The 22,603-nt window shown below is 67.6% G+C and carries 24 protein-coding genes; 17 read left to right on the forward strand and 7 right to left on the reverse strand.

Annotated features, from left to right (window positions below; all coding sequences use genetic code 11):
* Positions 1-9: 9 nt before the first annotated feature.
* The 6 genes from ABZS43_RS15390 (at position 10) to ABZS43_RS15415 (ending at position 5,851) form a co-directional block, all read left to right on the forward strand.
* Positions 10-1,131 carry an aromatic ring-hydroxylating dioxygenase subunit alpha gene (locus ABZS43_RS15390; RefSeq protein WP_355036519.1) on the forward strand — a complete coding sequence of 374 codons (1,122 nt, stop codon included), beginning with the start codon at positions 10-12 and terminating at the stop codon, positions 1,129-1,131.
* Positions 1,128-1,817: a hypothetical protein gene (locus ABZS43_RS15395; RefSeq protein WP_355036520.1), complete on the forward strand. Its 690-nt coding sequence runs from the start codon at positions 1,128-1,130 to the stop codon at positions 1,815-1,817. The genes ABZS43_RS15390 and ABZS43_RS15395 overlap by 4 nt, the downstream gene beginning before the upstream one ends.
* Positions 1,814-2,731, forward strand: a complete 918-nt coding sequence (locus ABZS43_RS15400) for a hypothetical protein (RefSeq protein ID WP_355036521.1) — start codon at positions 1,814-1,816, stop codon at positions 2,729-2,731. The genes ABZS43_RS15395 and ABZS43_RS15400 overlap by 4 nt, the downstream gene beginning before the upstream one ends.
* Positions 2,728-3,528: an SDR family oxidoreductase gene (locus tag ABZS43_RS15405; RefSeq protein ID WP_355036522.1), complete on the forward strand. Its 801-nt coding sequence runs from the start codon at positions 2,728-2,730 to the stop codon at positions 3,526-3,528. The genes ABZS43_RS15400 and ABZS43_RS15405 overlap by 4 nt, the downstream gene beginning before the upstream one ends.
* A gap of 29 nt (positions 3,529-3,557) precedes the next feature.
* Positions 3,558-4,301 carry an arylmalonate decarboxylase gene (locus tag ABZS43_RS15410; protein ID WP_355036523.1) on the forward strand — a complete coding sequence of 248 codons (744 nt, stop codon included), beginning with the start codon at positions 3,558-3,560 and terminating at the stop codon, positions 4,299-4,301.
* Positions 4,302-4,393: 92 nt separating this feature from the next.
* Positions 4,394-5,851 carry an FAD-dependent oxidoreductase gene (locus ABZS43_RS15415; RefSeq protein ID WP_355036524.1) on the forward strand — a complete coding sequence of 486 codons (1,458 nt, stop codon included), beginning with the start codon at positions 4,394-4,396 and terminating at the stop codon, positions 5,849-5,851.
* Here ABZS43_RS15415 and ABZS43_RS15420 read toward each other — a convergent pair.
* Positions 5,784-6,602 (reverse strand): NAD-dependent epimerase/dehydratase family protein, encoded by an 819-nt coding sequence (locus tag ABZS43_RS15420; RefSeq protein ID WP_355036525.1) that lies wholly within the window; start codon positions 6,600-6,602, stop codon positions 5,784-5,786. The two genes, ABZS43_RS15415 and ABZS43_RS15420, sit on opposite strands and share 68 nt — an antisense overlap.
* A 289-nt stretch (positions 6,603-6,891) precedes the next feature.
* On the opposite strand from ABZS43_RS15420, the gene ABZS43_RS15425 reads away from it, so the two are divergent.
* The 5 genes from ABZS43_RS15425 (at position 6,892) to ABZS43_RS15445 (ending at position 10,880) form a co-directional block, all read left to right on the forward strand.
* On the forward strand, positions 6,892-7,857 hold the full coding sequence (locus ABZS43_RS15425) for a hypothetical protein (RefSeq protein WP_355036526.1): 966 nt from the start codon (positions 6,892-6,894) through the stop codon (positions 7,855-7,857).
* 253 nt (positions 7,858-8,110) lie between these two features.
* Entirely contained in the window at positions 8,111-9,292 is a 1,182-nt protein-coding gene (locus ABZS43_RS15430; RefSeq protein ID WP_355036527.1) for a hypothetical protein, read from the forward strand.
* Positions 9,289-9,912 carry a neocarzinostatin apoprotein domain-containing protein gene (locus tag ABZS43_RS15435; protein ID WP_355036528.1) on the forward strand — a complete coding sequence of 208 codons (624 nt, stop codon included), beginning with the start codon at positions 9,289-9,291 and terminating at the stop codon, positions 9,910-9,912. Before ABZS43_RS15430 ends, ABZS43_RS15435 begins: the two co-directional genes overlap by 4 nt.
* The gene (locus tag ABZS43_RS15440; protein ID WP_355036529.1) at positions 9,909-10,298 is read left to right on the forward strand and encodes a neocarzinostatin apoprotein domain-containing protein; all 390 of its coding nucleotides are present in this window, start codon (positions 9,909-9,911) and stop codon (positions 10,296-10,298) included. The genes ABZS43_RS15435 and ABZS43_RS15440 overlap by 4 nt, the downstream gene beginning before the upstream one ends.
* Positions 10,299-10,307: 9 nt before the next feature.
* Entirely contained in the window at positions 10,308-10,880 is a 573-nt protein-coding gene (locus tag ABZS43_RS15445; protein ID WP_355036530.1) for a neocarzinostatin apoprotein domain-containing protein, read from the forward strand.
* 75 nt (positions 10,881-10,955) lie between these two features.
* Here ABZS43_RS15445 and ABZS43_RS15450 read toward each other — a convergent pair whose 3' ends face one another.
* From ABZS43_RS15450 to ABZS43_RS15460, 3 genes are all read right to left on the reverse strand, one after another.
* Positions 10,956-11,663: an isochorismatase family protein gene (locus ABZS43_RS15450; protein WP_355036531.1), complete on the reverse strand. Its 708-nt coding sequence runs from the start codon at positions 11,661-11,663 to the stop codon at positions 10,956-10,958.
* A 148-nt stretch (positions 11,664-11,811) separates the two neighbouring features.
* Positions 11,812-13,275, reverse strand: a complete 1,464-nt coding sequence (locus ABZS43_RS15455) for a dihydroorotase family protein (RefSeq protein WP_355036532.1) — start codon at positions 13,273-13,275, stop codon at positions 11,812-11,814.
* A gap of 196 nt (positions 13,276-13,471) precedes the next feature.
* Entirely contained in the window at positions 13,472-14,365 is an 894-nt protein-coding gene (locus ABZS43_RS15460; protein ID WP_355036533.1) for a DUF4437 domain-containing protein, read from the reverse strand.
* Positions 14,366-14,449: 84 nt separating this feature from the next.
* Here ABZS43_RS15460 and ABZS43_RS15465 point away from each other — a divergent pair, with 84 nt between their 5' ends.
* Together ABZS43_RS15465 and ABZS43_RS15470 are read left to right on the forward strand one after the other, a co-directional pair.
* Positions 14,450-15,028 carry a TetR-like C-terminal domain-containing protein gene (locus ABZS43_RS15465; RefSeq protein ID WP_355036534.1) on the forward strand — a complete coding sequence of 193 codons (579 nt, stop codon included), beginning with the start codon at positions 14,450-14,452 and terminating at the stop codon, positions 15,026-15,028.
* Positions 15,025-15,771 (forward strand): arylmalonate decarboxylase, encoded by a 747-nt coding sequence (locus ABZS43_RS15470; RefSeq protein WP_355036535.1) that lies wholly within the window; start codon positions 15,025-15,027, stop codon positions 15,769-15,771. Before ABZS43_RS15465 ends, ABZS43_RS15470 begins: the two co-directional genes overlap by 4 nt.
* Positions 15,772-15,810: 39 nt before the next feature.
* On the opposite strand, the gene ABZS43_RS15475 is transcribed toward ABZS43_RS15470, so the two are convergent.
* On the reverse strand, positions 15,811-16,194 hold the full coding sequence (locus tag ABZS43_RS15475) for a hypothetical protein (protein WP_355036536.1): 384 nt from the start codon (positions 16,192-16,194) through the stop codon (positions 15,811-15,813).
* A 277-nt stretch (positions 16,195-16,471) separates the two neighbouring features.
* On the opposite strand from ABZS43_RS15475, the gene ABZS43_RS15480 reads away from it, so the two are divergent.
* The 4 genes from ABZS43_RS15480 (at position 16,472) to ABZS43_RS15495 (ending at position 18,155) form a co-directional block, all read left to right on the forward strand.
* On the forward strand, positions 16,472-16,951 hold the full coding sequence (locus ABZS43_RS15480) for a CrcB family protein (protein ID WP_355036537.1): 480 nt from the start codon (positions 16,472-16,474) through the stop codon (positions 16,949-16,951).
* The gene (locus ABZS43_RS15485; protein ID WP_355036538.1) at positions 16,948-17,301 is read left to right on the forward strand and encodes a DUF190 domain-containing protein; all 354 of its coding nucleotides are present in this window, start codon (positions 16,948-16,950) and stop codon (positions 17,299-17,301) included. The genes ABZS43_RS15480 and ABZS43_RS15485 overlap by 4 nt, the downstream gene beginning before the upstream one ends.
* The gene (gene crcB / locus ABZS43_RS15490) at positions 17,298-17,672 is read left to right on the forward strand and encodes a fluoride efflux transporter CrcB (RefSeq protein WP_355036539.1); all 375 of its coding nucleotides are present in this window, start codon (positions 17,298-17,300) and stop codon (positions 17,670-17,672) included. The genes ABZS43_RS15485 and crcB overlap by 4 nt, the downstream gene beginning before the upstream one ends.
* A gap of 114 nt (positions 17,673-17,786) precedes the next feature.
* Complete coding sequence (locus tag ABZS43_RS15495) at positions 17,787-18,155, forward strand: cupin domain-containing protein (RefSeq protein ID WP_355036540.1); 369 nt, start codon at positions 17,787-17,789, stop codon at positions 18,153-18,155.
* A 25-nt stretch (positions 18,156-18,180) separates the two neighbouring features.
* Here the strand turns inward: ABZS43_RS15495 and ABZS43_RS15500 are convergent, their stop codons facing one another.
* On the reverse strand, positions 18,181-19,176 hold the full coding sequence (locus ABZS43_RS15500) for an ABC transporter substrate-binding protein (RefSeq protein WP_355036541.1): 996 nt from the start codon (positions 19,174-19,176) through the stop codon (positions 18,181-18,183).
* A gap of 183 nt (positions 19,177-19,359) precedes the next feature.
* Positions 19,360-22,587 (reverse strand): BTAD domain-containing putative transcriptional regulator, encoded by a 3,228-nt coding sequence (locus ABZS43_RS15505; protein ID WP_355036542.1) that lies wholly within the window; start codon positions 22,585-22,587, stop codon positions 19,360-19,362.
* Between the last annotated feature and the right edge of the window lie 16 nt (positions 22,588-22,603).

The raw sequence follows: 22,603 nt of genomic DNA on the forward strand, positions 1-22,603 counted from the left end.
GCGACAGTTATGATGAAGAACTTCTGGTACGCACTGGAATTCGCGGAGCGAGTCGGCCGCAAACCCGCCCGGGTGACCTGTCTGGGCCAGGAACTCGTGCTCTACCGCGACCAATCCGGCACCGCGGTCTGCCTGTCGGACCTCTGCGTCCACCGGGGCGGTTCGCTGGCGCAGGGCACCCTGGTCGGTGACCGCATCGTCTGCCCCTATCACGGTTGGCAGTACAACCCGGACGGCGCGTGTATGAAGATCCCGGCCAATGCCGAGGAGCGCGTTATTCCGCGCAAGGCCAGGGTGGACGCCTATCCGACCGTCGAACGCTACGGCATGGTGTGGGCCTTCCTCGGCGACCTGCCCGAGGACAAGCGGCCACCGCTGCCCGTCATCCCCCAACACGACGACCCCGACTTCCGGGTGGTGCACGTCGAGATGGAGATGAACGCCAACTACGAACGAGCCTTCGAGAACGCAGTGGACGCCTCGCACACCCCGTTCGTGCACGGCACCGCTTTCGGCAACCCCGACAAACCCGAGATCCCCAATTTCACGATTCGTTCCGACGATTGGTCCGCGGAAGCCGATATCAAGATGAGCCCACCGATGCCGAAGGGACTGTGGGGCCTGCTGGCCAAGCGCCGACCGCGCCCGGAACACGTCGTCGTCACCAACGGCTGGTACCTGCCCAATGTGGTGAAGTTGCATGTGCGCCTGCCGATCGGCGACATGATTCTCTACGACTTCAACATTCCGGTATCCCAGGACCGCACCCTGATCAAGATCCTCGGCTACCGCAATTTCTTCACCGGCGGGTGGGCGGACGACAATGCCCGCAAACGCATCGAGAAGATCCTGTTGCAGGATCGCCCTGTGGTAGAGGCGCAGCGGCCCGAACTGCTGCCCTTCGACCTCGCCGACGAACTCCACGTGCGCAGCGACGGACTCCAGGTCGCCTACCGCCGCAGGCGTTCCCAGCTGATCAAGGACGGCTGGTGGGTCGGCGGCGACGACATCATCACCACCGAGGGCCCGCGCCGCAACGCCACCGTCATCCCCTCACCCGCCCGACTCGACAATCCCGAATTGGCCAGTGCGTGGGTGCACAAGGCCCGCACCGGAGGTACTGCCCGATGAGCCTGCCCACCGCGCTCAGTGACCGCGTCCTTGCCACCTTGTCCGACGCCCTCGGCTCGTCCGTGACCGAGGACGTGCCCTTGAGCAGTGCGATGTCCCCCGACCCCGTCGGCAGGCTGCGTGTGCTGCGCGGCGGGCCGATCGACAAGATCGTCGCGGTCTCCCTGGTGGTGCCCCAGATCGGCCTGGACAGCCACATGATCTTCGCCTTCACTATAAGCGATTCGGCGATACCGCATTTCACCGTGGACGCGGTCGCCTCGGCGGACTTCCACGCGCTGCATCTCGACCTCGTCCCTCGGGCCGACCTCGCGGTGCATCTGGACTATCTCGACGAGGTGTTCACTCCGCTCACACCGTTACTCGAAACGGCATGGTCGATCGATGGCATTTCACCTGCCGCAATCGGCCCACGTCAGCGGGCCATGATGTCGCCGTGGATGCTGGTGTGCCGGGCCGCACCCGAGGCTTTCAGCGCGCTGGGCGACACCGTCGACCGCTACCTGGAACACTGGCTGACCCTGGTGGACAAGGGCATCGGCGCGGTGGACGCCGATCTGCCCGGTCGCGACCGGGCCAGCCGGGCCAATCTGTTCGATCCCCGCGTCGATCCGGTGTGGGAGCAGGTGACACGCCTGATCGGGGCCGAGCAATCCGAACTGGTTCGCGGGGAGCTGCTCGCATGAGCACCGCGGTCGAGCCGAGCGCCTGGCAGCAACGCATCGCGGGCGAGTGGGTGGGCCGACCGTCACTGTTCGACGCGCACGGCACCTGGCGCGGATTCGAGGATATCCGCCGCTCTTCGGTCTTCCACGACGGCGTCACCACCTATTACATGGACGGCGGCATCCAGGGCGGCGGCGAATTGGCCGGACGGTTCGCGCTGGCGGCTCCGTTCGCCTTCGGTGTGCGCGATTCCGACGCCGACCGGCTCTACACCGGACCGGATTTCTTCGGATCGGGCCAGCCCTACGGCAGTTTCGTCGACGCCCACTATTACGGACCCGGCTGGCAGGTCAGCCTGAACACCTGGAATCAGACCATCGACGACACCCAGGTGTATTCGTCGGTGTTGCGGCAGGGGCCCGCGATGGTCGGGGTGTTCAACGGCCTCTACACCCGCGTCCCGGAACTGGTCGATGACCACCTCGAGCACGAAACACGCTGCGGTACCGTCACTTTCATTTTGCCTTCCAAGGATCCCAGCGTGTATTCCGGCGAATGCGAGGTGTGGGGCGCCGATCAGCGTCCGGCGGGCACGGTGCGCGTCGACCTCGCGATCGACCCGGTGAATCTGCTGTCGGCCACTCACACGGTCACCTGGTCCGGGGCGATCGACTACAGCTACCGCACGGTGGCACGCCGTGACGGCGCCCGACTGTTCTACGAAGGTCCCGACGGTTGGGGCAACGCGACCGCGTACGGGCGCGCCAATTACCCGCTGGTGCATTTCACCGACGGAAAACGGATACAGGGCAGGGAATTCATCATGGACGCCGAACCGGGAATGGGCGCAGGCACCCGCATCGCGGTGGTCTACCAACTCTTCGAGCACAACCGCCTCGCCACGGTGGTGCACGGCATTCTGGATCGCTCGTGACAGCGGCGGGCGTGAAAACGGTGGCGATCACCGGCGGCACCAGGGGCATCGGCCTCGGCCTCGCTCGCGCGCTGCTCGACGCCGGGCATCAGGTCGCGGTCTGCGGCACCGACCCCGGCCGCATCGAGCGGGTGCGCACCGAACTGCCCGACGCGCTGGTCGTGGCCGCCGATGTGACCGACCGCGATCAGCTCCAGAAATTCTGGGATGCGGGCTGTGAGCGATTCGGCGGAATCGACATCTGGATCAACAATGCCGGAATCTCACACGACCGCACCGGAGCGTGGGAGCTCAGCGCACACACCGCCGAGGCCGTGGTATCGACCAATCTCCTCGGCGCGATGCACGGTTCGGCCGTCGCGATCACCGGGATGGCCGCGGCGGGCGGCGGGCACGTGTGGAATATGGAGGGTCTCGGCAGCGACGGACGCATCGTCACGGGTCTGGGCCTGTACGGGGCGTCCAAACGCGCCGTCACCTATCTCACCCAGGCGCTCGCCAAGGAGGTGCCCGAAGGTGTTTCGGTCGGACGGCTCAGTCCAGGCATGGTCGTGACCGACCTGCTCACCCACGGCTACTCCGAGGACGAATTGGGCAAGGTGCGAAAGATCATGAACATCCTCGCCGACCGCGTCGAAACCGTGACGCCATGGCTGGCCGAGAAGGCGGTTTCGCAGACCCGCAACGGCGCACACGTGCGCTGGCTCACCACCCCCAAGATCGCCGCGCGATTCGCGCTGGCCCCGGTGCGCCGCCGAGATCTGTTCGCCACGAACGACATACCGACCAGCGCCTGAACAGCGCACACCGAACAGAGGAGACCTCCGTGCCCGACGTGCTTGGCTGGCGCCGCAAATTCGGAGTACTGGCGCCGTCGACGAACACCGTGGTCGAACCGGATTTCGCCCGAATGGGCGTACCGGGCGTGACCGCGCATTTCGGCCGAATCCATATTCGCGATCAGAATATGAACGACGACGAGGGCATGGGCCGTCTGCTCGACCAGATCCGCGCCGAAATGGCGGCCACCTGTGAACGGGTGCTGACTTGCGAACCGGATTACATGGTGATGGGCATGTCCGCGGAAACCTTCTGGGAGGGCGTGGCGGGCAATAAGCGATTCGTCGAGCAGATCGAGGGTCTCACCGGGCTCGAAGTCGCTACCGGGGCCGAGGCGTGCCGTCGCGCCCTGGAGATGTTCGGCGCGCGCCGGATCGCCGTGGTGACGCCGTATCAGCCGGTCGGCGACGCCAATGTGGTGCGCTTCTTCGGCGAACTCGGTTTCGACGTGACCGCCATCAAGGGCCTGCGCTGCCCGACCGCGGTGTCGATCGCCCATGTCACCGAGGACGCCTTGCGCGCCGCGGTACTCGAGGTCGACGGTGACGACATCGACGCGATCGTGCAGTGCGGCACCAACCTCTCGATGGTGCGCCTCGCCGATGAGGCCGAACGCTGGCTGGGCAAGCCGGTCATCGCGATCAATGCGGCCACCTGGTGGATGGCGTTGCGCGACAACGGGATCACCGATCGCGTCGACGGCGCTGGCATGTTGTTGCGGGACTACTGACCGCCCGCCGCCCCTCGGAGCGGGCAGCGGATACCGGGGCATCGCCGCCCTCCGTCCCCGTCGGGGCACCTTTTCGACCGAGAAATATGGAGGTGGCGGTGGACCTGATCGTGGTCGGCGCCGGGCCCGGCGGGATCGCCTGTGCGATCGCCGCGGCCGAGGGCGGCGCCAGGGTGCTGTTGCTGGAGAAGGCCGACGACATCGGCGGCGCGCTGCCCTACTCCGGCGGCCACCTGTCGGCCGGGGGTTTCTCCGCGCAGCGGGCCGCTGGGATCGATGACGACGTCGAGGCGCACTGGGCCGATGTGCGACGGATCAGCCGCGGGGCCGGACGCGAGGATCTGACCCTGCTGTCGCTGCGGGAACAGCCCGCGGCGCTGGAGTGGTTGCTGGAGGCCGGATTCGACATCGATCCGTCGACTCCCCGGATCGTGCACGGCCACGAGCAGTACCGCACCCCGCGCACCGTGCACGCCCCCGAAGTACCCGGCGGCCCCGCGATTCTCGAGGTGCTTCGCCGACTACTGGCGCCGCACACCGCGAGCGGCGCCGTCACCGTGGAATGCGGGGTGCGGGTCGCCGCCCTGCTGTGCGCCGACGGCGTCGTCATCGGTGTCGAGGACGAGTCGGGGCGCCCACTGCACGCGCCGGCGGTCGTCCTGGCCACCGGCGGATTCGGTTACGAACCAGAACTTTTCGCCGAACTGGAAGGCGCGCCGCTGACCACGTCGGCGGCCCCGACCTCCACCGGCGACGGCCTGCGCATGGGTCTGGCCGTAGGCGCCGGGTTACAGGGGCTCGGCCGGTATCTCCCGACCTTCGGCGGATTGCCGCCCGAAGGCGGCGACCTGCGCGTGGACTGGCGGCACCGGCCCCAACTGATCGCCCCCGAACGCCCGCCGTGGGAGATCTACGTCGACCGCGACGGGGCACGCTGGACCGCCGAGGACGAGCCGAGTATCGACCGCAAGGAACGCGCCATGACGACGATCGACCGCATGACGTTCTGGATGGTGTTCGACGCCCGCGCCGCCCGCGAGTCGCGTCCGATGGTGCACGGATGGAGCCCAAGGGATCTGGACGCGGCCTGCGGCAGGCGGCGCGGTGTGCACCGCGCCGCGTCGCTGCCGGATCTGGCCCGCGCCGCCGGGATAGCTCCCGAGGGGCTCGCCGCGTCCGTCGCCCGCTACAACGGCTTCGTCGCGCGGGGAGCCGACTCCGACTTCGGACGCACGCATCTGCCCGCACCGATCGCCGAGCCGCCGTTCTACGCGATCGAGAACCACCCGGTCACACTCATCACCTTCGCCGGCCTCGATGTGGACGCCCGACTGCGGGTGCGCCGCCCGGACGGCACGGCGATCGATGGCCTGTACGCGGTGGGCGAGGTCATCGGTTCCGCCGCGGTGAACGGCAACGCGTTCTGCTCCGGCATGTGCCTGACGCCCGCGCTCGCCTTCGGCCGGATCCTCGGCCGGGCACTCAGTGCTGGAACGCGAAGCCGGCGGCCCGCAGCCGAGCCGAACTCACCGGCACGACCGGCGTTCTGATCTCGCCGCGAAATATCAAGGGGGGCAAGCCGAGCTCCGCGCAGATCTCGCCGAATGCCTGTTCGTTGGTCGGCGCGACGCGGTCGTCGGGGACCGCGTTGTAGACGCCGGTCAGCCCGTGCTCGACGAGGAACGCCAGCGCCGCGGCGGCGTCCCGGTAGTCGATGCGGTGGAGCAGGGATTCGGCCGAGAACGGGACGCTGCCGCCGAGCAACTCGTGCGCCATCCTGACCCGGGAGGGGTAGTCGATATCGCGCGGGTGCCCGTACACGTCCGGGATGCGCAGGGCCGCCCCGCCCGGAGTCGCCGTGACGGCGGCTTCGGCGGCGGCGAACTCGCGGGGTGAGGCATCGTCGTCGGCTGTGACGGGGGTGTCCTCGTCGACGAGATCGCCACGGCCCGTGCCGTAGACCGATATCGAACCGGTGAAGACCACGCGGGGGTGCAGGGCGGCGGCGGTGCGGGCGCTCGCGGTCAGCGTGTCGGCGTACTCGGCGATGCGCTGGGCGGGGTCGAAGGATCGCGAGATCCGCGGCGAGACAGTCAATACCACCGCGTCGGCGCCGTCGACGGCGCGGCCGACCGCGTCGCGGTCGCTGCCGCGCAGCACCGTGACCTCGGTGCACACGGCGGTCAGTTCGGCCGTGCGATCGGGCGAGGTGGTTGTCCCGACGACGCTGTGACCTTCGCTCGTCCACCGCCGAGCCAGTTCCATGCCGACGTTGCCGCAGCCGATGATCACGTAGCGCATCGATAGCCCTCATCCCATGCAGAAAGGAAACAGGGTATCCACTCTGACGTATCGCGCGCGCCACCGCCAGTCGGATTCCCAACCGGGTCCGACCGGCCTCGACGTGGCCGAATATGGCAACACTGTTTCCTCACTGCAAACTCTTTCGGGGGTTCCATCGAATTTCAGCAGGTCAGAAGGGTGTCGAGACACCCATCCCATTGACACCGGCGCGAGGGTGACCACTAATTAGTCCAGAGAAACGCCATTCCGCTCGAGGAAACAGCCCGAGTCACCGCAGGAGCGCACGATGAGTCTTCGACTACCATCCCTGATCGCCGCCACTGCTGCCGCCGGGGCGACGTTCTTCGCCCCGGCGACAGCGCACGCGGGGCCCGTCACGCATACCACCCAATCGGTCGATATCCCCTGCGGGACTTCCGTTCTGCACCAGCCGTCGGACTGGTTCCTCCCGGCCGGACCGCCACGGGGCCTGGTGTGGCTCCAACACGGATTCGCCCGTACCAATACCAATGTCGCCGATCTGGCGACCCATTTCGCCGATGCGGGCTATCTCGTGTTCACCCCCGCGCTGCCGTTCATGGACCTCGACGGCTGCACCCTGCAGAACCTCACCGGCAACCGAGGTTTCCTCGACAATGTGGCCCACCTGTTCGGCACCGCGACCGATCCGACCAGCACACTGGGTCTGAGCCTGGCCGAGGCGGTCGACGATTCCGGGCACGCGCCGATCGCCATGCCGCGACAGATGATCTTCATCGGCCATTCGGCGGGCGCGGAGGCCGTCACCTATGTCGCGGACCGGATTCGGACCGCCCACCCCGACGCGTGGACGGGTCTGAGCGGGCTGGTGCTGCTCGATCCGGTGAAGTCGTTCGTCGACAACAACACTGAACCGTCCCTGATCAGTCTGGACCGCACCGGCCTGCCCATCCTGGCGATCTCCGCCGCGCCGTCCTGGTGTAACAGCTTCGGCACCGGGACCATGGCGCTGCAGCAGTATCTGCACCGCCCATTCCTCGGCGTACGACTCACCTCCGGTGTGCACACCGATGGCGAAGGAGCCAGTTCCGATACGCTCGGCACCCTGCTGTGCGGAGTGCCGCAGGCCGCGAACGTGTCCGAACTCGACCTCCTCGCACTCGGCTGGGCCGATGACTACCTGTCGGGCGCGACCACCGCCGAGTTCTATCCCGACGCCGCGCTGCGCCAGGTCGCGGCGGCGCCGCGCGCACAGATTCTGCGCCCGAACTGATTCGCACGCGCCACCGTGCTCCCGCCGAAAAACGGTGCCAGGCTTGGCCCGCCGGAGGTGAGCGAACTCTCGGCGACGCGATCGAGCGGACAGATTACAAGGGAAACGTTTGTTCTCCGAGCGAATTGAACAAATCCGATGAAACGTTCGTGTTTCTGGACGTTTTCACACATTGACACTTTCACTCCGCCACGTATTCAATAGCCCATGTGAGAAACTATGTTTCTCATAGCGAAACACGACGGGAGATAAGGTGTCCGAGCAAACCACTGTTCAGCACTCGACCGACCCGACCGCGCAGGCCGCGGCATCGGACTCCGACACCACCCCCGCACGATCCGAGGCCCTGCTCGCGTGGTCGCTCGCCGCGGGCGCGGCGGTGACGGTACCGGTGGGGGGTGGGCAGCTGATACTGATGTCCAAGCCGATCGGCGGAGTCATCGGCGCGCCCGGAGCGGTCAGCGGTTATATCGCCGTTACCGCGGCGCTGCTCGGATGCCTCACCGCACTCGCCGCGCCCCGACTGCTGCGTCGCACCTCGGCGCACGCGGGCGCGTGGTCCGCCCTCGGCGCGGGCGCCGCCCTGATCGTCGCGGCGGCCGCGACGGGACCGATCCTGTTCTGCGCCGGCGTGCTGGTGGCGGGCGCGCTCACCGGCGTCGTCTACACCACCGGCCGAATATATTTCGCCGAACTCGGCGCGAACGCCCGCAACTCACGCCATGCCATGACCTGGCTCGGACTGCTCACCTCGGCGGCGCTGGCCCGAATCTTCTATACCGACCCGATGTCGGGCCTGATGGCGGCGGGGGTGGTGGCGGCCGGATTCGGCGTCCTCGCGGTGCCGCTCGCGATGAATCCCGGGCCCGCGCGATCGGTGACCGGTCCCGTGGCGCCGCACCGTCCGGCATTACTCGGATACGGCGCGGCCGGATTCGCGGTGGGCGCGACCATCACTCCCACACTGCATCTGCTCTTGCTCCGCTGGGAAGTCCTCGGCGAGGACCAGATGCCGATAGTCGGCGTCGCGGCGGTGGCGGCGCTGGTGGCTGTCCTCGTCCCGCTTCGGCCGGTTTCCGTCTCGCTACTGCTGGTTATCGCCGCCGGTGGTCCGCTACTCGCCTCGGTCGGGCCGGGATCGGCGACCACAGCGGTCGGACTCGCGGTCACTGTGGCCGCCACCGCCCGCGCGGTGGTCGAACTGGATAGATCCGCCGCGCACGCGACGGCACGGCCGACCGCCATCGCCGTCTGCGTCGGCGGCCTCGGCGCCGTGGCCGGATACGGGACGGGCGAATCCCTCGCCGAAGTATTCAGCGCGGGCACGGCGCTGACGCTCGTGGCCGTGCCGATCCTAGCGATCACCGCGGTGTCGACGATCGCCGCGTCGAAGCCGCGGCACAGTACCGCCGTATCGGAAGGAGACCACTCGTGACCATTTCGCCTCGCACACTGCTGCGCCTCGCCGTCCTCGCGCCGGTGATCAGCGCGGGCGTCCTCGCCGCTCCGATCACCGGCCGCACGGCACCTCTCGACGGCGCGGCTCTGCACATCGGCGCCGACGACAATCTGCAGGAGGGGCAGCGGGTCACCGTCCGCGGCACGGGCTTCCGGCCCGGCCTCTCGGCCGTCGCGATCGGCCTGTGCAAACAGGGTTACGCCAACGGGCTCACCGATTGTGATCTCGAAGGCGGCGCGACCTTCGTCAATATCGGCGCCGACGGCACCTTCCCGGAACTCACGCTGACCACCCGGTCCAAGTTCCGCGACATCGACTGCGCCCACCAGCAATGCGTGATCGCGGCGGGGCCGTTACCCGGCACCGAACCGGATTCGATCAGAGCGGCCAATTCCGTCGAGGTTCTGATCGGTTTCGCCGGAACCCAGTTCCACGGCGGCACCGCACGGGCGCCCGTCGCCGTGAGCGCGAGCACCGAAGACGTGTCGGGACCGTCGGCGCCGCTGTGGTTCGCCACCGCCGCGCTGCTGTTGATCGTCGCGGGACTGGCGATAGCCAGACCCGCGGCTCTTGTGAAAACCCAGGAGGAAAAATGAAACTCGTCAACATTCGATTCGGCGTCGTCGCCGCGGCCACCTGCGCCGCCGCACTCGGTGCGACTGCGATCGCGACAGCAAGCCCCTACCTCTCGGTCAGCCAGAGCAGCGGGCTTTCGGCGGGCCAGTCTGTTTACGTATCCCTGAGTGGTTACGACGGAGACATCAGCTCGGTGGCGATCGGTCAGTGCAAGGCGCGAGTAGCCGGACCTTCCGACTGTAATCTGGGCGGCACTTTCATCGGCAGCTCCGAGGGTTCGATCACGCTGGCCGGCGCCATCGGCGGCGTGGACTGCACCGCGGCGGCGGGCGCCTGCATCATCGGGGTCACCAGCCTCAACAACCCCGGCGCCATCCTGGCTACCGTTCCCCTGAGTTTCGGATAGGTGCGCGAGATGACAGTGATGGGATTGCGCATCGGCGCGGTATTCGCACTCGCCGCGGGTCTGCTCGCGCTGAGTCCGGTGGCCTCCGCCGATCCCGCCCTGCGGCTCGACCCCGCCACCGGCGCGAAACCCGGACAATCGATCACCGTGTCCGTGGAGGGTCTTCCCGCGAACCTGGCGATGGTCGCGGTCGGTCAATGCAAATCGGTCATGGTCGCCCCGACCGACTGCAACCTGCCGGGCGCGCTGATGGGTGCTGCCGATGCCGCCGGTGTGTGGAAGCCCAACGCCGGGAAAAGTTCGATCATCATCGCCGCCGATGTCGCGGGCGCCGATTGCACGAGCGCCGCGGGCACCTGCGTCATCGCGGTGACCAGCCTGACCAACCCCGGCGCCATCATCGCGTCGGTGCCGTTGACCCTGGGAAGCGCCGAGCCCCAGCCGGCCGCCGCGCCTGCGACGGAAGCCGCAGAGGAGGACGACTCGAACTCCACCATGATGATCGTCGGTGTGGTCGCGTTGGTCGTCGTACTCGCCGCCGCGGCATTGCTGGTGGCGCTTCGGCGCAAACGCAGCGCGTGAGATGAACCGAATCCCCGAGGTGCTCGTACCTCCTCGGGGATTCGACTCATATGCTACCGACGCGTGCGGCGAAATTCAGGCCGGATCGGGCGGACCGGCGAGGGCGGCGAGATAGTCCAGCGCCCGCGCCAGATCCCAGACCTCCGCCATCTTCTGGCTGATATCGAACAGATTCGCGGCATGCACCGCGGGATCGCGATCGCCGACCGCGTCGCGGACCACGATCGGAATGAACCCGTGCTGCATGGCGTCCAGGGCGGTGGCGCGGATGCAGCCACTCGTCGACAATCCGGCGATCAGCACCGTATCGACGCGCGACGCGTTCAGATACGAGTGCAGCGTGGTTCCGAAGAAGGCGCTCGCGTACTTCTTGGTCAACCGCAGTTCGTCCGCCAGTGGCGCGAGGCCGTCGATGAATTCGGCGTACGGGCTGCCCTCGCAGAAGGCACGCAGACTGCTCACCTTGCGGAAGAAAACCCCCGCGTCCGCGCCATCGGCGCGCAACCTGACCTCGGTCACGACCACCGGGATACCGACTCGCCGCGCGGTGTCCAGAACGGTCCGCATCGCCGCGACGGACTCTTCCACCCCGGCATACAGCGAACATTCGGGGTCGATGTAGGCCCGTGCGGGATCGACGAGGACGAGGGCGGGCCGCGTTCCCGGCTCGAGTTCGCCGCCGAATCCCGCGTGGGCGTAATCGGCGGCCAGGCCGGATCGCGCGGACGGCTCGGCTTCGGGATTCGGCACCGCCTGGGAAATCACGGAATCATCGACGGACATGGCTGACCATCCTCTTCGCTCGGGGCAATCATGTGACCGACGGCGCCGCCGCCGCGATGACGCCGATGCTTGTCGCGACGAAAACCCGCCACGGGCGCACGACGGGGTCGCCCACGGTCTTCTTCTGGGGGCGCACGGCCCGCACCGATCACACCTGATAGCGGCGCAGGTAGCTGCCCTGTGGATCGCCGAGCACCCGGCCGCCACCGAAGATCTGGTGCCCGCGCAGGAAGACGTCGGTCACCCTGGCACTCATCTCGAAACCTTCGAAAGGCGTGTATTCCTGGGCGGATTCGGAATCGGCGGCACGCACGGTCCACCGCGCGTCGGGGTCGACCAGCGCGATATCGGCGTCGAATCCGACGGCGATATCGCCCTTCGTGGTCAATCCGTAGCGACGCGCCGGATTCCACGAGATGAGTTCCGCGATCCGCGACAGCGCCAGCCCGCGTTCGAGCCCCTCCCCCACCAGACCGGGCAGCAGATATTCCGCGCCGCCGAAGCCGGACCTGGCCGCGAAGACGTCCTCGCGATCGCCCCCGAATTTCTGTTCGTCGCGACAGCAGGCGTGATCGCTGACCACCCAATCGATATCTCCCGCCAGCAGGTGCCGCCACAGCGCTTCGACATCGTCGCGTTCGCGCAGTGGTGGGTTGACCTTGCCGCCGATTCCGTGCGCGGTATCCACATCGGCCAGCAGATGACCGATGGTCACCTCGCGCCGGAAATCCACCTCGGGGAAGGCCGATGCCATCGTCAGCGCCGCGTCGACGGCCTTGGCCGAGGACAGATGCAGCAGGTTGATACCTGCGAGTCCGGTCTCGTGGGCGAGGTAGGAGGCCATGGTGATCGCCAGTCCCTCGGAATGCGCTGGGCGCGAGGCGCTGTAGGCGCGCAGGCCGCTGAGTGTGCCCTCCCGCTCGACCATTTCGGTGTAGGCGGCCATGATCTCGGCAGTCTCGCAGTGCAACGACAGCGAGATCCGATCGCCGTAGCGCTCGCGGGCCTGCGCGAGGGCGCGCATGACGAATTCGAAGTGGGCCAGATCGTAGCGTTCGCCAGGACCGAGCATCAGGAACTCGGCCTGATCGTCGGAGCGCCCGTGCAGTCCGTGCCCACCGTAGAACATGAAGATCTTGAACGAGGTGACGCCGAATTCCTCTACCAGCGAGGGAATTTCGGCAATATGCTCGGCGGACATCGGAGCCAGGTGCAGCGCGTGGTCGACGAACGACCGGCCCGCCATCGCGTCCAGCGCGATCGGCACGAAATCCCGGTACGACCCACCCCTGTTCAGGTAGTACTGCCCGGTCCGCATATAGGTGAGCGAGGTGGTGACGCCGCCCTGCGCGCACGCGCGGCTCTCACTGTCGGTGTCCTCGGCCAGCCCCCGATAGATCCCCCAGTGCTGGTGGCCGTCGACCACCCCGGGGAAAGCGAGCAAACCCGCGGCGTCCACGACCCGGCTCGCCCCCGACACCGGCAGATCCTCGCCGAGGGCGCTGATCTTGCCATCCGATACCGCGATATCGATCGGCGGCGGAACATCGAGGGTGTGATTACCCGGACGCACAACACGAGCATTCCGGATCAGCAGATCGATCGTCGACACGTACCCTCCGTTTCACTGAGCGAAACTCCAGTTCCGCTTCACGATCGTTTCAGCCGAATCAGCTGTTAGTCAATGCTTCAGGTGGACGGAATGTTTCGCATTGGGAAACTTATTCGGCCTGCCGGACCGACCGCACCCAGCGGCAGCGTCATACCGATGGCGGTGGACGGCCGGCGCCGGGCACGAACTCGGCGGACTACTGACGAGCGGGATCGACCATGGGACCGATGGATCGGGAGCGCACCGGCTGGACGAAGGCCGGCGCCGAACTCTGCGGATAGTCCTCGCCCCAGTTGGTGGCGTCACCGACCATGACGACCCGCGCGTTGTCGGTGTACCAGTCGACGAGATCGGCGTCGGATCGCAGCAGCCACGTGCAGCCGCTCTCGGCGTCGGCGGTGAAATCGCCGTGACGAATCAGCGCGGGACGCCAGAAATACGTTCCCGGCCACATCTTTCCGTAGTTGTACTCGAATCCGCCGTCGAGGCAGTACGCCTCCTCGCTGCACGGATGATGCGCCAGCGGCACTTCCCGCCAGCCCGGCTTGGCCTTGATCAGGCGGGTGTAGAACCCGGTTGTCACGTCCCGGTGCAGCAGTTTGATGTACAGACCGGGCACCGGCGTGCCCCCCAGATCGAACCGCATCGGACTGCCGTCCTTGACGTCGATCCAGGGCATCTCGGCGGTGCGCAGGACGATGAGTTCCTGATCGGGACGGACGAAGTCGCGATCGGTCCGCGCCGGATCGAAATGCCAATCCCCGCCTTCCCGGAACAGCAGGATCTCGGTGCCCTCGGTCACCGCGATCGCCGGGGTCCACACGCCGATCGGCGCGTGCCAGTACCCCTGCGGCCCGAGCTCGGTGTCACCGATCCGCACACTGCCCGACAACACGAACCATTCGGTCTCGGCGTGGTGCACACCGGCGGGCCGAGACCATTCGCTGGTGAACCGCACCTTCAGCGAGGCCGAACCGTCCTCCTCGTCGTAGCTGAGGTTGCGCTGTTCGGCGGTGCCCGTGGCGTGCTGGAACTCGGCGTTGTGCCAGATCAGATCTTGTTCGTCGATCAGTTCGACATGGGGTCGCATGGCGTTCTCCTCGTGGGCTGCGCGCTTTTCCACTACGGAACGTAGCAATTATTATTTTTGGATACAAGATGTATCGTTAATTTCGTGACCAGACCCGGACGCCCCGCAGGCCCCGCCGCCGAGACCGAGGAGATCGTGCTCACCGCCGCCCTCGAGCTACTCCTCACCGAGGGCGCCGCCGCGCTGACTCCGGCGCGGCTGCACGCCGTCACGGGGGTGGCACGATCCACCGTCTACCGCCACTGGCCCATGCCGCGCGACTTCCTCGCCGCGCTCATCGCCGTCGCCCCACATCCCCCGGTCCGGCCCACCGGCGACCTCGCCGCCGATCTGCACGCCGAAGTGGACGGACTGTGTGATCGCCTGCGCGACAAGCCCGTTGCCGCCTTCCTGCGGGCCCTGGTCACCGCATCGGCCACCGATCCCTCCTGCGCCGAGTTGCGACGCCGCTACGTCAGCGATCTGCTCACGCCGTTCCACGCGGCCTTCCGCGCACACGGCACCACCGACGACGCCTACATCGAGGAAGCGGCGACCACGATCGTCTCGCCGCTGCTGGTCGACGCGCTGCTGCTGGACCATCCCATCGATCGCGAGCGCGCCCACCGCGCCGTCGACCACGCACTGGCCCGCACCCACCACTTCGAGGAGTCCGCACCATGACCAACGCCGTCGGCACCCGAGCGGTATTCGGAGTGATCGTGCCGAGCACGAATACCGTTGTCGAACACGACTATTGGCGGGCCGGCCTGCCGGGTATCAGCTACCGTGCCGGCTCGATGTACATCCCGAACCCGGTCATGGGCAACGACGAGGACTTCCAAGCCCTCCTCGTCCAGATCCGCGCCTCCATCGATACCGCGGTGCGCGATGTGCTCACCGCCGAACCCGACCGCATGGTCATGGGCATGTCCGCGGAAACATTCTGGGGCGGCGTCGCCGGAAACGAATCCTTCGAACAACGGCTGCGCCAACGCACCGGACTACCGGTCACCACCGGCGCATCGGCCTGCCGCGCGGCGTTGCGCGAACTCGCGTGCCGCCGCATCGCGGTCTTCTCCCCCTACCAGCCGATCGCCGACAAAGAAGTCGCCCGCTTCTTCACCGAGGCCGGATTCGAGGTCACCGCGATCACGGGATTGCGCTGCCCGACCGCCCAGCAGATCGCCCGCGTCGACGCCGAACGCATCGGCGAAGTCGTCGCCGAAATCGACAGCGCCGAGGCCGATGCCATCGTCCAGGTGGGCACCAACCTGTCCTTCGTCGCCCAGGCCGACCGCCTGGAGGCCGAACTCGGTAAGCCGGTCGTCGCGATCAACGCCGCCACCCTGTGGCATGCCCTGCGCGAACACGGACTCGACGATCGGGTTGCCGAAGGAGCGGGGGCACTGCTCCGGGAACACTGACCCGCCGACGTTCCACGCGGCTCCGTGCCGGACGACCGCCTACTCGCGGTAGTCGCGCAACGTCGCGCGCAGGTCGTCGATGATGAGGTCGGGTTCTTCCATGGCGGCGAAGTGGCCGCCGCGGTCGAACTCGGTCCAGCGCACGATGTGGTGATTCTGTTCGGCGAGGCGGCGGATCGGGGCCCCGATATCACGGGGCATGACCGCGACGGCGACCGGCACGGCGGTGGCGGGTTCCGGCTTGCCCCAGGTAGCGGCGCCTTCGTAGTAGTAGCGCGCCGATGAGCCCGCGGTGCCGTTGAGCCAGTAGGTCATGACGTTGGTCAGCATCGCGTCGCGGCGGACGGCGTCCAGCCGCCGATTCAAGTCGTCGAGTCGCGTTTGGGGGACGTCGATGCGAAACGGTCGAATCTGTTCGTTCATGAAATCCACCGTAGGAGCCACCTAGGACAGTTTCGGCCCTAGGTAGTCACCTGGCCACGTTGCGGTTTTTCGACCGCACATCCGCCTGCGGGCCTCCCCCGTCGCGGAGTCGAGCGAATACGGTGTCCTATTCTGAACGCCAGCGGTATGGCTCGTTCGAGGCGTTCCGCGCGGCGGTGGGGCCCGCCGTACCCGAACCGCGGCGATCACAGGCCGACAACGGTCCCTACTTGTGATGATCCGCGTCCGAACGGCGCCGCACGAGTAGGAGGGACCTATGCCCACCTCCGATCAGGGCGACGCGCAGGCCGATGTCGATCCGGATCCGTTCGCTTCCGCGCGAGGTCGAACCCGGTTCGGTGCACAGGCTCCGATCATCGCCGTCGTCGCCGCCGGCGGCGCGCTCGGCGCGTGCGCCCGCTACGGGCTCGGGTTGCTCTGGCCCACCGCTTCGGGGGCCTTTCCGGTGACCACGCTCGGTGTCAATATCGTCGGCTGCGCGATCATGGGTGTGTTCATGGTCCTGATCACCGAGGTGTGGACCGCTCACCGACTGCTGCGACCGTTCGTCGGCACGGGGATTCTCGGAGGTTTCACAACCTTCTCCACCTACACCGTCGACATCACCCACCTGATCTCCACCGGCCGCGTCGCCGCGGGAGCGGCGCTGCTGGCCGCCACCCCCCTCGCCACATTGGCCGCGACCTGGGCCACCGCCTCGCTCACCAGCTACCTCGCCACCAGGAGGGCACGATGACCAAGCTGACCGGACCCGCGCTGCGATTGACGGTGTTCATCGGCGAGAGCGACACCTGGCGCCACAAACCGTTATTCAGCGAAATCGTGCACCGTGCCCATCACGCGGGGCTGGCCGGCGCCAGCGTCTTCCGCGGCGTCGAGGGCTATGGCGCGTCCTCCCATATCCACACCACGCGACTGCTGTCGCTGAGCGAGGATCTTCCGGTGGCGATCGTGATCGTCGACGCGGCCGACCGCATCCGAGCGTTCCTGCCGCAGTTGGACGAACTCGTCGGCGAAGGACTGGTGATCCTCGACGAGGTCGAGGTGATCCGCTACGTCGGCCGCTCCGCCCGGGCAACCGAATGACGTGGCTGCTGGTCCTCCTCGGAGGGGCGGTCGGTGCGCCGTTGCGATATCTGACCGACCGATATGTCCAAGCCCGACACGACACCATGTACCCGTGGGGAACCTTCGTCGTCAACGTCAGCGGCTGCCTCGTCCTCGGTATCCTCACCGGCGCCGCGACCTCCGGCGCGGCGAACTCCCCTCTGCTTCTCTTCCTCGGAACGGGGTTCTGCGGAGCGCTGACCACCTATTCGACATTCTCCTACGAGACTCTGCGGCTGGCCCGAACCGGAGCCCGCTTCTACGCCACGGCCAATGTCGTCGCCAGCGTCACCGTCGGGCTCGGCGCCGCGTACAGCGGTACCGAACTCGCACAAGCCATCTGGGCGTGAATTCGGTCGAGATCGACACGTCGCCGACGCCGTTCGGGGGCGGGCTCGGGGCGGCGGAATACGAACGACGTTCCTCGACGCGGACGCGCCGGTCTTTGTGGCAGGATCGGATATGTGCCGAAGGACGCTGTAGATCTTGCCGCGAAGCTGTCGTCGTTTTCCCAGTACTGGTCGCCGAAGGTCGTGGCCCGACTCAACGACTATGAGATCAAAGTCGTCAAGCTCAGCGGTGAGTTCGTGTGGCACAAGCACGACGACACCGATGAACTCTTTTTCGTGATCGAGGGCGAACTGACCATTCGGATGCGCGATGGTGACGTTCACCTGCGTTCGGGTCAGCTGTTCGTTGTGCCGCGCGGCGTCGAGCACTGTCCCGTCGCGCGGGGTGAGGTCCATGCCATGCTCATCGAGCCCGCCGGAGTGGTGAACACCGGAGATGCCGGTGGCCCGCTGACCGCAGAGTTCGACGACTCGCTCGCCTAGCGGGCTCGGAGCCGGATCTGCGGAATCACTTCCGCACGTTCGGATTGAACTTATTGGTGTAGAGCTTCGCCGCGTCCAATGAGCCGGTGATCGCACCGGTATCACGTAACCAGCTCTCCCAGCGCAGGAAGTCGGCGTCGACAATGGCGCCGTGCGCGGCGGGCACTCCGACCGACTGCCAGTATTTCACCGACGAAGCGTCCTCACCCGAACGCTTCCGCTTCTCGATGATCTCGGTGAACCTCGCGATGACTTGTTCGCGCGGCGTAACCCGCTGCCATTCGAGCGCTTTGGCGACACCGTTGACGAATGCCTCGACACTGGCCGCGTTCTTACCGATGAAATCGTTGCGGAAGACGTACTGACCGCCATTGAACGGACCGAACTCTTCGTAGTCGGTGAACACCGCGCGAAGTCCACCGTTCGCGACGGCGCGCTGCTGGAACTGTCCGGTCAGAGCCGCGACGTCCACCTGCCCGCGCCGCACCGCGTCCTCGGTATTCGGCGGAGGCAGCACCACCAGCTGAACCGACTTGATCTGCTCTTCGTCGAAACCACTCTTCTTCAGGGCGTCATGGACATCGGCCTCGGCCTGACCGCCCAGCGTGTTCACCCCGATCTTCTTTCCCGCCAGGTCTTTCGGCGTACGGACCGGACTGTTGTCGGGAACGTAGAACCCGGTGAACGTCTTCTCGTCCGAACCGTAGTAGTTCACCACCGCCGTGATCGGCGCACCGGCCTGGCCGAGTTTGGCCACCGCGCCGCCGAAAGCGCCACCGAAGTCGACCTGACCGGTCGCCGCCGACTGGATGTCCTGGGGACCGCTGATGGTGTTGCCCTGCCACTCGAGCTTCACCTTGTTCTCGAAGAAGCCCAGATCCTCCGCGAGCTCGGGAACGATGACCTGCGAGGCCCAGCCTTGATAGCGCAGGACCGGCACACCACCGGACTCACGGACTTCTCCCCCGCCTCCGCACGCGGTCAGGAGCATTGCCGCGGCTGCGCCGACGACTGTGGCCACAAAGAACCTGCTGTGCGCTCTCACTCGTACTCTCCTCGATCACCGTGATGGAAATTCTGCGCAGACTGTCGGCAGCGCGTTCGCGTTGCGGTACCGAGAGCGTCGAGCACACACCGTTCGGCGTCCAGGGTTGTCCTCGGCCCGATTCGAAACACGGCGATCGTCGCCTCCGTCGACTGCCGTTCAGCATCCATCGCCGAAGGGCCACCGCGTCAACCGATCCCGCGCACGCGACTCGTACGGCCGCGCACCGAGCACCCGCGCCCGGTTCATCGCCGCGACCACCTCCTCGCGCGCACCCGCGCGACCGAGCATCCCGCGCGCGGTGCCGCGGTAGAGCCCCGACGGCCCGAGGCAGACCAGGCCAGGCCATTGCACGATCAACGCCGCACCCCACCCCCTGGTCAGCGGTTCGAGCACGGCGGCGAACTCCATCACGCGGGCACGGCGGTCCGGCGCGTGCTGACCGACCGCAAGCAGCGCCTCGATGAGCAACGGCACCCGGACGACGAGCCGAGGTCCATGCAGCTGTCCCGGTAGTGCGATGACCTGCTCGATCAACCGCATCGCGCGATCGTGGTCACCGATCTCGGCGGCGGCCATCGCGACAACGAGCGCGAAATCCTCGTCGAAATCCTCGGCCATGCGGTCGGCGTCGGCCAGAGCCTCGGACAGGCGGCCCAGGTGCCACAGTTCGATCGAACTACTCGTCAGCACCGAGGCTTCGGCGAGTAACCGGGCCGGACCGTCGATCGCGCCGAGACCTTCGGCGAAGTCGGCCATCAGCGTCCGCGATTGCCGGTAGTCGCCGCGAAGTACGGCGAACATCACCTGCCACCACAGCTGGGTGGCCGCGAGGTCGGTGCCGCCGTCGGAGGCGAGCCGGGCGAATTCGGCCGAGAGCCGACGGACCAGTCGCATATCCCCCGCCTCGAGCGCACACACGCGCCGCAGATGGATAGCCGTCGCGCGTGCCTCGCGGTCGTGGCCCGCGAGATCTTCGAGTTCCTCGGCGATCTCGCGCCGCAGGGCCACGGTGGTCGGGTCCCAGGTGCAGATGAACTCGGCCAGCCGCACCTGCCGCCAGGACCGGTCGCCGGGGGTGACGCGCGAGCGCGCGTCGGCGAGCACCTCGAGATCACCCGCTGTGCCGTGGATCGCGCGGTCGGCCGCTTCGATCGCCTCCACCTCGGCGACGAGCTCGGGGTCCAGATCGCGCCGATACGCCAGCGCCTGCGCTCGCAGGGCCGACGAACCAGCCTGCACCACACCGTATCCGGAGAAATAGCCCGCCACGCCGCGCGGTGCGGCCAGTAGCGCGGTCCGCGCCAGGGCGGACCGGTCACCGCGTTCGGCGCAGCGCCGACCGGCCCGGTCGAAGGATTCGGCGGCGGCGTCGTAGTGGCCGAGACGGTGGTGCGCCTGTCCCGCGAGACATTCGAGTTCGATCAGCAGTTCCTGGTCGTCGGGATCGGCGTGCGTGATACCGCGCGCGGCGAAATCGGCGCAATCGTTGGCCGCCTCCCGACGCAGCGCTTCCCGTGCCGCCGCGGCACAGGCGTGCGCCGCGGCGCGGTCGACCGAATCGAGTGCGGCGGCGCTGCGATGCAATGCCAGCGACGCCAGCGCACCGGGGCGGATATCGGCCAAGGCTTCCGCGATTGCGCTGTGCAACAACGCTGTTCGCACCGCGCCGATCGCGGCGAGCACGACGTCACGGACGAGTTCGTGCCCAAAGGCGATGGTGCCGTTCTCGACCGAGACGATCTGGGCTGCGACGAGTTCACCCAGTCGATCGTCGAAACGCGGCGCGCCGTCGGCTGCCGCGGCCAGTCCGATCGACGTGTGCGGGCCGATCACGGCGAGCACCTCGGCGAGTGCGCGGGCGGACGCGGTGACCGCGCTCAACTTCGCCGCGGTGATCTCGGTGACGGCGCCGACGCCGTGCACGGGGCGGCCCGCGCGCGCCAGATCGCACAGTTGCACCGCGATGAACGGGCTGCCGAGACTCGCCCGCACGATCTCGGCGCGTGCCTGCTGTCCGGCCTCGCCGAGTTCGGCGCGAACCAGTTCGGCCACGGCCGCGTCGGGTAATCGCGGCAAGTCGACCGAGATGTGGGCGCCGGCGGACTGCAACGACCGCACCGCTGCGGCCATATCGGCGGGTAAGGGCTCGCCGCGGACGGTGAGCACCATCAAGACGGGATGGGCGCGCAACACCCGCACGGCCGCCGCGATCATCCGCACCGAGTCGAGGTCGGCCCACTGCACGTCGTCGATGATCGCGACCATACGGCCGGTCTCCCTGGCGATATCCGCGAAGAGGGTCGCGAGCGCGCGGGCCGTCGGGATGTCGGGGACGGCGCGACCGGATAGCGCCGCCTGATCCAGCCACGGTGTCAGGGTCGCCAGGGCCGCCGCACCGAGTCCGCTGACACCCCCGGTGAAGTACGCCGCGCCGCCGTTGCGCCGTACCGCGTCCTCGACGACGGCCGTCTTCCCGATTCCGGGTGCGCCGCGCACCGTCACCACGGTCAGCCCCCGCCGCGCGCGATTCCAGGCGCGGTCGAGGATGGCGGCGATATCGTCGCGGCCGACCAGGGCGGAGCCCACCTCGGCCGTGGAAGGTGTTTCCGCGGTGCGGATTTCATATTCGACCCGGATGGTGTCGGGTAGTGGATCGAGCCCGAACTCCTCGCGCAGCGAATGCCGCAGTCGGGCCAGGACGTCGAGCGCCTCGGAGATCCGGCCGCAGTCGCGCAGCGCGAGCGCGAGCAGCCGGGCCGCGCCCTCCCTGAACGGATGCCGTTCACGTTCATCGGCCAGCAGCGTCACCGCGTGCCTGGCCCGGCCGAGCACGATCAGCCCCTCGGCGCACATCTCGACGAGTTCCGAGCGCAACTCGTCGAGGCGGGCGCGTTCGGGGGCGAGTTCGGCGACATCGTCGACATCCGACAGCGCGTCGCCGCGCCACAGACGCAACGCGCGCTCGAGCAGGTCGACGGCGCGGGCGATGTCGCCTTCCGCGTTCGCCGCCCGCGCGTCCCGCGACAGCGCGTCGATCAGGTCGAGGTCGGTGCCGTTCCCGTCGCACCGCAGCACATAGCCGTTGGCGTCGGTCTCGATGCGCAAATCCGACAACGGTCGCAGCGCCCGGCGCAGTCGCGAGACATAACCCTGCAAGGTGACGAGCGCACTGTCGGGCGGACGTCCGCGCCAGAGTAATTCGCACAGATAGCCCGCGCTGCGGGTCGTGCGCTCGGCCGCGAGAATGACCAGGAGCTCCGCGTGTTTGCGGGCCGGGATGGCGATGCGCAGGCCGTCCGGGCCACGTACCTCCAGTGGTCCGAGCACCGCGATCGCGGGCAGCACGCCGGTATCGTCCCCGGACCGGCCGCGCACCAGCGTCACACCAGCGCCCTGATCG

Source organism: Nocardia sp. NPDC005366, assembly GCF_040606855.1.
GTDB lineage: Bacteria > Actinomycetota > Actinomycetes > Mycobacteriales > Mycobacteriaceae > Nocardia.